9 protein-coding genes and 2 pseudogenes are annotated in these 8,150 nt (G+C 59.8%); 1 reads left to right on the forward strand and 10 read right to left on the reverse strand.

The features are described from left to right. Positions 1–551 (reverse strand): Nif3-like dinuclear metal center hexameric protein (locus AC1DLB_RS23490; protein ID WP_477785729.1); only part of this gene is annotated, 551 nt, incomplete at its 3' end. Positions 552–653: 102 nt separating this feature from the next. Here AC1DLB_RS23490 and algW point away from each other — a divergent pair. Beyond that, positions 654–1,814, forward strand: a complete 1,161-nt coding sequence (gene algW, locus AC1DLB_RS23495) for a Do family serine endopeptidase AlgW (protein WP_018927192.1) — start codon at positions 654–656, stop codon at positions 1,812–1,814. A gap of 55 nt (positions 1,815–1,869) precedes the next feature. Here algW and AC1DLB_RS23500 read toward each other — a convergent pair. The 9 genes and pseudogenes from AC1DLB_RS23500 to AC1DLB_RS23540 form a co-directional block, all read right to left on the reverse strand. Next, positions 1,870–2,732, reverse strand: a pseudogene (locus AC1DLB_RS23500) (pyridoxal phosphate-dependent aminotransferase). Positions 2,733–2,734: 2 nt separating this feature from the next. Beyond that, positions 2,735–4,060 carry a histidinol dehydrogenase gene (hisD, locus tag AC1DLB_RS23505; protein WP_018927194.1) on the reverse strand — a complete coding sequence of 442 codons (1,326 nt, stop codon included), beginning with the start codon at positions 4,058–4,060 and terminating at the stop codon, positions 2,735–2,737. Between the two features lie 84 nt (positions 4,061–4,144). Then, a pseudogene (gene hisG / locus AC1DLB_RS23510) lies at positions 4,145–4,726 on the reverse strand (ATP phosphoribosyltransferase); the annotation flags it as partial. 126 nt (positions 4,727–4,852) lie between these two features. Next, on the reverse strand, positions 4,853–6,118 hold the full coding sequence (murA, locus tag AC1DLB_RS23515; RefSeq protein WP_018927195.1) for a UDP-N-acetylglucosamine 1-carboxyvinyltransferase: 1,266 nt from the start codon (positions 6,116–6,118) through the stop codon (positions 4,853–4,855). Positions 6,119–6,140: 22 nt separating this feature from the next. After that, positions 6,141–6,380, reverse strand: a complete 240-nt coding sequence (locus AC1DLB_RS23520) for a BolA family protein (RefSeq protein WP_018927196.1) — start codon at positions 6,378–6,380, stop codon at positions 6,141–6,143. A gap of 114 nt (positions 6,381–6,494) precedes the next feature. After that, a complete protein-coding gene (locus AC1DLB_RS23525; protein WP_018927197.1) occupies positions 6,495–6,800 on the reverse strand; it encodes an STAS domain-containing protein in 306 nt (101 codons plus the stop codon). Then, positions 6,797–7,450: an MlaC/ttg2D family ABC transporter substrate-binding protein gene (locus tag AC1DLB_RS23530; RefSeq protein WP_477785730.1), complete on the reverse strand. Its 654-nt coding sequence runs from the start codon at positions 7,448–7,450 to the stop codon at positions 6,797–6,799. Before AC1DLB_RS23530 ends, AC1DLB_RS23525 begins: the two co-directional genes overlap by 4 nt. Before the next feature lie 11 nt (positions 7,451–7,461). Continuing rightward, on the reverse strand, positions 7,462–7,929 hold the full coding sequence (gene mlaD, locus AC1DLB_RS23535; protein WP_477785731.1) for an outer membrane lipid asymmetry maintenance protein MlaD: 468 nt from the start codon (positions 7,927–7,929) through the stop codon (positions 7,462–7,464). Beyond that, the coding region (locus AC1DLB_RS23540) for an ABC transporter permease (protein ID WP_477785732.1) at positions 7,929–8,150 on the reverse strand (222 nt) is incomplete at its 5' end. The genes mlaD and AC1DLB_RS23540, both read right to left, overlap by 1 nt.

An 8,150-nucleotide genomic window follows, 5' to 3' on the forward strand; every position in this document is an offset into this window, starting at 1 on the left:
ATGTAACCCTGGCCACCACCGGTGCACCAGCCGACCCGACGAATCATCTCGCTGCCTTCGATCAGTAACGGCTCGCGCCCCATGACTTCCTGTACCCGACGGGCGAAATCGCGGGGGGTCATCGGTTCGCTCAACGAGCCGACCAGGCCGACGATTTTCAGGTTGTCCGGATCCAACGGGCCTTCGACGGTAATATCCAATTGCCGGGCAAGCTGTACGTTGTTGCCGACTTCAGGGTGCAGGTCCAGCGGCAAGTGATAGGACAGCAGGCTGATGTCGTGCTTGAGCAGGGTTTTCAACCGGCGCTGCTTCATGCCGGTGATGCACGGGTYCTCGCCTTTCCAGAAATAGCCGTGATGCACCAGCACCAGATCGGCCTGGGCCTCCACCGCGGCGTCCAGCAACGCCTGGCTGGCGGTGACACCGCTGACGATGCGCATTACTTGCGGCCGGCCTTCGACCTGCAAGCCGTTGGGGCAGTAATCGGCAATCTTCGCACTTGCCAGGTAACGGTCGGCTTCTTCGACCAGGGTGCTCAGGGCGACGGCCATAAAAGACTCCTAAATATCCCGTTCAGAGGCGCGCGCGGCCTCGTATAATGCGCGACATTATGGGCGGTCTCATACCGCCTGCAACCTCTCAGGACGTGCTTAATGCTCAAGGCGCTGCGTTTTTCCGGCTGGCCGCTATTGGCCGGCGTGCTTGTCGCTCTACTGATTATTCAGCGTTACCCGCAGTGGGTCGGGCTGCCAAGCCTCGACGTCAATCTGCAACAAGCCCCGCAAACCCTTGGTGTGCAGCAGGGCCCGGTGTCCTATGCCGATGCGGTGACCACGGCTGCGCCGTCGGTGGTCAACCTTTACACCACCAAAGTGGTCAACAAACCCAGCCATCCGCTGTTTGAAGACCCGCAGTTCCGCCGCTTCTTCGGCGACAACTCGCCCAAGCAGAAGCGCATGGAGTCGAGCCTCGGTTCGGGCGTGATCATGAGCCCGGAAGGTTACCTGCTGACCAACAACCACGTGACCAGCGGTGCCGACCAGATTGTGGTGGCGCTCAAGGATGGTCGTGAAACCCTGGCCCGGGTCATCGGCAGCGACCCGGAGACCGACCTCGCGGTATTGAAGATTGACTTGAAAAACCTGCCGTCGATCACCGTCGGCCGTTCTGACAACCTGCGCATCGGTGACGTGGCCCTGGCCATCGGCAACCCGTTCGGCGTCGGCCAGACCGTGACCATGGGGATCATCAGTGCCACCGGGCGCAATCAGTTGGGCCTGAACAACTACGAAGACTTCATCCAGACCGACGCCGCGATCAACCCCGGCAACTCCGGCGGTGCACTGGTGGACGCCAACGGCAACCTGACCGGCATCAACACGGCAATCTTCTCCAAGTCCGGTGGCTCGCAAGGCATCGGCTTCGCGATCCCGGTCAAACTGGCGATGGAAGTGATGAAGTCGATCATCGAACACGGCCAGGTGATTCGCGGCTGGCTCGGCATCGAAGTGCAACCGTTGAGTCAGGAACTGGCGGAATCGTTTGGCCTGTCGGGACGCCCGGGAATTGTGGTCGCGGGGATTTTCCGTGACGGCCCGGCGCAAAAGGCCGGCCTGCAATTGGGCGACGTGATCCTCAGCATCGACGGTGAACCGGCTGGCGATGGTCGCAAGTCAATGAACCAGGTGGCGCGCATCAAACCGACCGACAAGGTCACGATTCAGGTGATGCGCAACGGTAAAGAACTCAAGCTCACCGCAGAAATCGGTCTGCGTCCGCCGCCGGCGCCGATCCAGGAAAAAGAAGAAGAGTAAGCGGGACCCTGTGGGAACGAGCCGCGCCGCTCGCTCCCACAGGAACAGTTTTGGTCTAGAGGTCGCCGAGGCCGTCGATCAGTGCCTGATTCTGCTCCGGCGTGCCGATGGAAATCCGCAGGAACTGGGCAATCCGCTCTTGCTTGAAGTGCCGAACAATCACGCCCTGTTCGCGCAACTTCGCTGCCAGCCCCGCAGCATCGTGCTTCGGATGACGGGCGAAAATGAAGTTCGCCGCCGACGGCAACACTTCAAACCCTTTCGCTTCCAGTTGCGCGACCACTTGCTCCCGACTCTCGATGACCAACCGGCAAGTCTTGTCGAAATACTCGCGATCTTCGAACGCCGCCGCAGCCCCCACAATCGCCAGACGATCCAGCGGGTAGGAGTTGAAGCTGTTCTTGATCCGCTCCAGTGCCTCGATCAGATCCGGGTGCCCCACGGCCAGACCAACCCGCAGGCCGGCCAGGGAACGGGACTTGGACAGGGTCTGCGTCACCAACAGGTTCGGATAACGGTCCACCAGCGTGATCGCCGTTTCACCGCCGAAGTCGACGTAAGCCTCATCCACCACGACCACCGAATCCGGGCTGGCCTTGAGGATTTGCTCAACAGCGTCCAGCGCAACAAACCATGAAAGATGTGCGCCAGGACTTCATCGGAACCGTTACCGAGGAACACCTGATTGCCCTGCACGCCGTAGTACTTGGCAACGGCTTGCTTGAGCAGGTCGCTGTTCGGGTCCGGGTACAGACGCAGGTTGTCGTTCAGTTCGGTTTGCATCGCCGCCAGGGCTTTTGGCGATGGACCGTACGGGTTTTCGTTGGTGTTGAGCTTCACCAGTTTGGCCAGTTTCGGCTGCTCGCCCGGCACATAAGGCACCAGATTCTTGACGAACGGGCTCCAGAATTTACTCATGTTCAGTTCCCCTGCTTGTCATCAAGAATGCGGTATTCAGCACTGCGGGCGTGAGCGCTCAGCGATTCGCCACGGGCCAGTACGGAGGCGGTCTTGCCCAGTTCGGAGGCACCCTGCTCGGAGCAGAAGATGATCGACGAACGTTTCTGGAAGTCGTAAACACCCAGCGGCGAAGAGAAGCGCGCAGTGCCGGAGGTCGGCAATACGTGGTTCGGACCTGCGCAGTAGTCGCCCAGGGCCTCGGAAGTGTGGCGGCCCATGAAGATCGCGCCGGCGTGACGGATCTGCGGCAGCCAGGCCTGTGGATCGGCGACCGACAGCTCCAGGTGCTCTGGGGCAATGCGGTTGGCCACTTCGATGGCCTGTTCCATGTCGCGAACCTTGATCAGCGCACCACGGCCATTGATCGAGGTTTCGATGATCTCGGCGCGCTCCATGGTCGGCAGCAGTTTGGCGATGCTGGCGGCCACCTTGTCGAGGAACTCGGCGTCCGGGCTGACCAGAATCGCCTGGGCGTCTTCGTCGTGCTCGGCCTGGGAGAACAGGTCCATGGCGATCCAGTCCGGATCGGTCTGGCCGTCGCACACCACCAGAATCTCCGACGGACCGGCGATCATGTCGATGCCAACCTGGCCGAACACGTGGCGCTTGGCGGTGGCGACATAGATGTTGCCCGGGCCAACCACTTTGTCGACCTTCGGCACGCTTTCGGTGCCGTAAGCCAGCGCCGCAACTGCCTGCGCGCCGCCGATGGTGAACACCCGGTCGACGCCGGCGATGCAGGCTGCGGCCAGCACCAGTTCGTTGACTTCACCGCGCGGGGTCGGCACGACCATGACCACTTCGGTCACGCCCGCCACCTTGGCCGGAATCGCGTTCATCAGCACCGAGGACGGGTAGGACGCCTTGCCGCCCGGCACGTACAGACCGGCGCGATCCAGTGGCGTGACCTTCTGGCCCAGCACCGTGCCATCGGCTTCGGTGTAGCTCCAGGAGTCCTGTTTCTGCTTTTCGTGGTAGCTGCGCACACGGGTCGCGGCTTTTTCCAGGGCTTCGCGCTGAGGCACGGTGATGCGGGTCAATGCCAGTTCCAGGCGTTCGCGCGGCAGGATCAAGTCCGCCATGGACGCCACTTGCAGGCCATCGAACTTCTGGGTGAACTCGACCACCGCCGCATCGCCACGCTCGCGCACGGCCTTGATGATGTCCAGCACCCGCTGATTGACCGAGTCGTCAGACACACTTTCCCAGCTCAGCAGATGATCCAGATGATGTGCGAAATCCGGGTCAGCAGCGTTGAGTCGGCGAATTGCAGTCGGTGCGGTCATAGCGAGAGCCTCATAGGATTGGCAAAAACTCGGGCGCCCTAAGCTAGCCGTTGATCCGCTTGGGCACCCGAGAATTCTGGCTATGAGGCGGGCATGCTGCATTTTCATCGACGCCTTGTTGACGATCAGACGGGAGCTGATGGCAGCGATGAAATCCTGTGGCTCCAGGCCATTGGCCCGCAGCGTGTTACCGGTGTCGACCACGTCGATGATCTTGTCCGCCAGGCCGATCAGCGGCGCCAGTTCCATCGAGCCGTAGAGCTTGATGATGTCGACCTGACGACCCTGTTCGGCATAGTAGCGCTTGGCGACGTTGACGAACTTGGTGGCAATGCGCAGACGGCCCTTGGGCTCGACTGCGCCGACTTTACCGGCCGTCATCAGTTTGCACTGGGCGATTTGCAGGTCCAGCGGTTCGTACAGACCCTGGCCGCCGTATTCCATCAGCACGTCTTTACCGGCGACGCCCAGATCGGCGGCACCATGCTCGACATAGGTCGGCACATCGGTGGCACGCACGATCAGCAAGCGCACATCGGCCTGGGTCGTGGGGATGATCAGCTTGCGGCTCTTGTCCGGATTCTCGGTCGGCACGATGCCCGCTTCAGCCAGAAGCGGCAGGGTGTCGTCAAGGATGCGGCCCTTGGACAGTGCGATAGTCAACATGGGAAACGTCAGTCCTTATCAAGGTACTCATGCCCGGTCGCAAACGGCGCCGGACACACATCGAGCCGGAAACCGGCTCGACTTCAACAAATCAACGGACGCGTCCCTGCGCCCATGCAGCAGGAACTAGCCCGGTACGCGGCGGATCTTGGCGCCGAGCATCTGCAGCTTCTCTTCGATGCACTCATAACCACGGTCGATGTGGTAGATGCGATCGATCAGGGTATCGCCTTCGGCGATCAGCGCCGAGATCACCAGGCTGGCCGAAGCACGCAGGTCGGTGGCCATGACTGGCGCGCCCTTGAGCTTTTCGATGCCGGTGACGATGGCGGTGTTGCCTTCAACCTGAATGTGCGCGCCCATGCGGTGCAGTTCGTAAACGTGCATGAAACGGTTTTCGAAGATCGTCTCGATCACAGCACCAGTGCCTTCGGCAATGGCGTTGAGGGAGATGAACTGCGCTTGCATGTCGGTCGGGAACGCCGGGTATGGAGCGGTCCGCACGTTGACGGCTTTCGGCCGCTTGCCGTGCATGTTCAGCTCGATCCAGTCTTCACCGGTGGTGATTTCGGCGCCCGACTCACGAAGTTTTTCCAGAACGGCTTCGAGGATGGTCGGATCGGTGTCCTTGACCTTCACACGCCCGCCGGTGACCGCTGCCGCCACCAGATAGGTGCCGGTCTCGATACGGTCAGGCATCACTTTGTAAGTGGTCGTATGCAGACGCTCGACGCCATCGATGGTGATGGTGTCGGTGCCGGCGCCGGAAACCTTCGCGCCCATGGCGTTCAGGAAGTTCGCCAGGTCGACGACTTCAGGCTCGCGAGCGGCGTTGGCCAGAACGCTGCGGCCCTTGGCCAGAGCGGCCGCCATCATGATGTTCTCGGTACCGGTCACGCTGACGGTGTCGAAGAAGAAGTGCGCACCGCGCAGGCCGCCTTCAGGGGCCTTGGCCTTGATGTAGCCGCCTTCGACGTCGATGACCGCGCCCATGGCTTCAAGACCACGGATGTGCAGGTCAACCGGACGCGAACCGATGGCGCAACCGCCAGGCAGTGCAACTTCGGCTTCACCGAAACGGGCAACCATCGGGCCCAGCACCAGGATCGAGGCGCGCATGGTTTTAACCAGTTCGTACGGCGCGATCAGGGTCTTGATGGTGCGTGGGTCGATTTCGACGCTGAGCTTCTCGTCGATCACAGGCTCAATGCCCATGCGACCGAACAGCTCGATCATGGTGGTGATGTCGTGCAGGTGCGGCAGGTTGGCCACGGTCACCGGGCCATCGCACAGCAAGGTGGCAGCCAGGATCGGCAAGGCCGAGTTCTTTGCCCCGGAGATGCGGATCTCGCCATCAAGACGAGCGCCACCAGTAATAATCAATTTATCCATAAGAATCTCGACGCCCTTGGGCTCAGGTGCGCTCGGCCCAGGCCGCGCTGCTGAAAAATTTCATAGTGACCGCATGGATGCTGCCATCGACAATCCACGGGTTCAAATGGGCATAGACCTGCTGCTGACGCTTCACCGGGCTCAACGCCGCCAGTTCATCGCTAATCACGTTCAGCTGGAAATTGCAGCCTTCGCCTTCAACTTCCACCTTCGTGTTTGGCAGCTTTCCTTCAAGGAAGCTCTTCACTTCTACGGCCTGCATGCTCAACCTCAATCGGCGCCCTGTGCGCGCGGGTCGGACATCATACAAAAAAGCCCCGCGCCTGCGAACCCCGCGAAGCAGGACTCTGACGGGGGGCTTCTTTATAGATGCGGTTCAGGGGTGCGCCAACAGCTCGGTCAATTCGCTGACCTGAGCGATTTTGCGCATGTCTTCGGGCATCGCGCGAATGCTCACGGCCTTGCCGGCCACCTGGGCATCGCGCATGAAGCACAACAGCAGCGACAAGCCGACACTGCTGGACTTCTCCACTGCGGAGCAATCGACCACCAGCGCAGGCGCCTTGCTGGACTTGATCAGTACCTGCCCCTGCTTGCGCAAGTTCGGGCCGGTCCGGTAATCCAGCACACCGCTGAGCAGCAGCTCGCCGGTTTCGCTCATGCGAATGGCCGACTCACTCATTRGGCTTTCTTCTCGACAGCTTTTTCGGTGTTTTCCTTGGCTTTGGCGACTTCCCCGGCCCAACCATTGATGGTCTTGTCCAGGTCGTTGCCATTGCGCTGCATCGCATCAGCGAACTGATCGCGGAATAGCTTGCCGATATTGATGCCGTTGATGATGACGTTACGCAGCTTCCATTCGCCGTTGATCTTTTCGAGTGTGTAAGACACGGGATAGATCGCGCCGCTGCTGCCTTTGACCGTCATGCCAACGCTGGTACGGTCTCCCGATTCATCCTTGGCAGGCTCAACAGTAATGCCCTGGTTGTTGTATTCGAGCAATGCGTTGCCATAAAACTGGAACAGACCTTTTTTGAAGTTTTCTTCAAACGTCTTCATTTGCTCGGGCGTTGCTTTGCGCGAGTATTTGACGGTCATGATGCTTTTGGAAATGCCCTCGGCATCCACCACAGGACCGACGATGGTGTTCAACGCCGTATAAAAGTCTTGTGGATCCTGCTTGTACTTCTCTTTATTGGCCGACAGGTCGGCGAGCATCCGGGTCGTGGTGTCCTGAACCAGATCGTGCGCCGACTGCGCCGCCATGGCGTTAGCCATCAACGGCAAGGCTGCGAGCAATATCAACAGGCCACGTCGCAAGATAGAGATCATTGAAAAGCTCCTCATTTGGCGTCTTTGCTAACGGTATTGAGCAGAAATTTACCGATCAGGTCCTCGAGCACCAGCGACGACTGCGTGTCGTGGATGGTTCCACCATCCTTGAGCAGGGCTTGTTCCCCACCCACACTGATACCGATGTATTTCTCACCCAACAGGCCAGCGGTCAGGATAGATGCAGTGGAGTCAGTCGGCAGGTTATCTACGCGCTTTTCCAGTTGCATGGTCACCCGACCGGTGAAGCTGTCGCGATCCAGATCGATCGCAGTGACCTTGCCAATGGTCACACCGGCCATGGTCACTTTAGCTCTGACAGTCAAACCGGCGATATTATCGAAATATGYATAAAGTTTATAAGTATCGGTGCTCGGGCTCGGGGACAGGCCACTGACCCGCAACGCAAGCAACAGCAAAGCCAGGATGCCAGCCAGCAAGAAAAGGCCGACACCGATTTCCAGGGTGCGGTTTTGCATCAGAAATCTCCAAACATCAAGGCGGTCAGAATAAAGTCCAGGCCGAGTACCGCCAAAGAGGCGTACACCACGGTCTTGGTAGTGGCACGACTGATCCCCTCGGAAGTGGGCTCGCAGTCATAGCCTTGGAATACGGCGATCCAGGTCACGACGAAGGCAAAAACGATGCTTTTGATAATGCCGTTCAGCACATCGTCGACAAACGTCACGCTGTTTTGCAT

The organism is Pseudomonas sp. 05N434 (assembly GCF_056396965.1).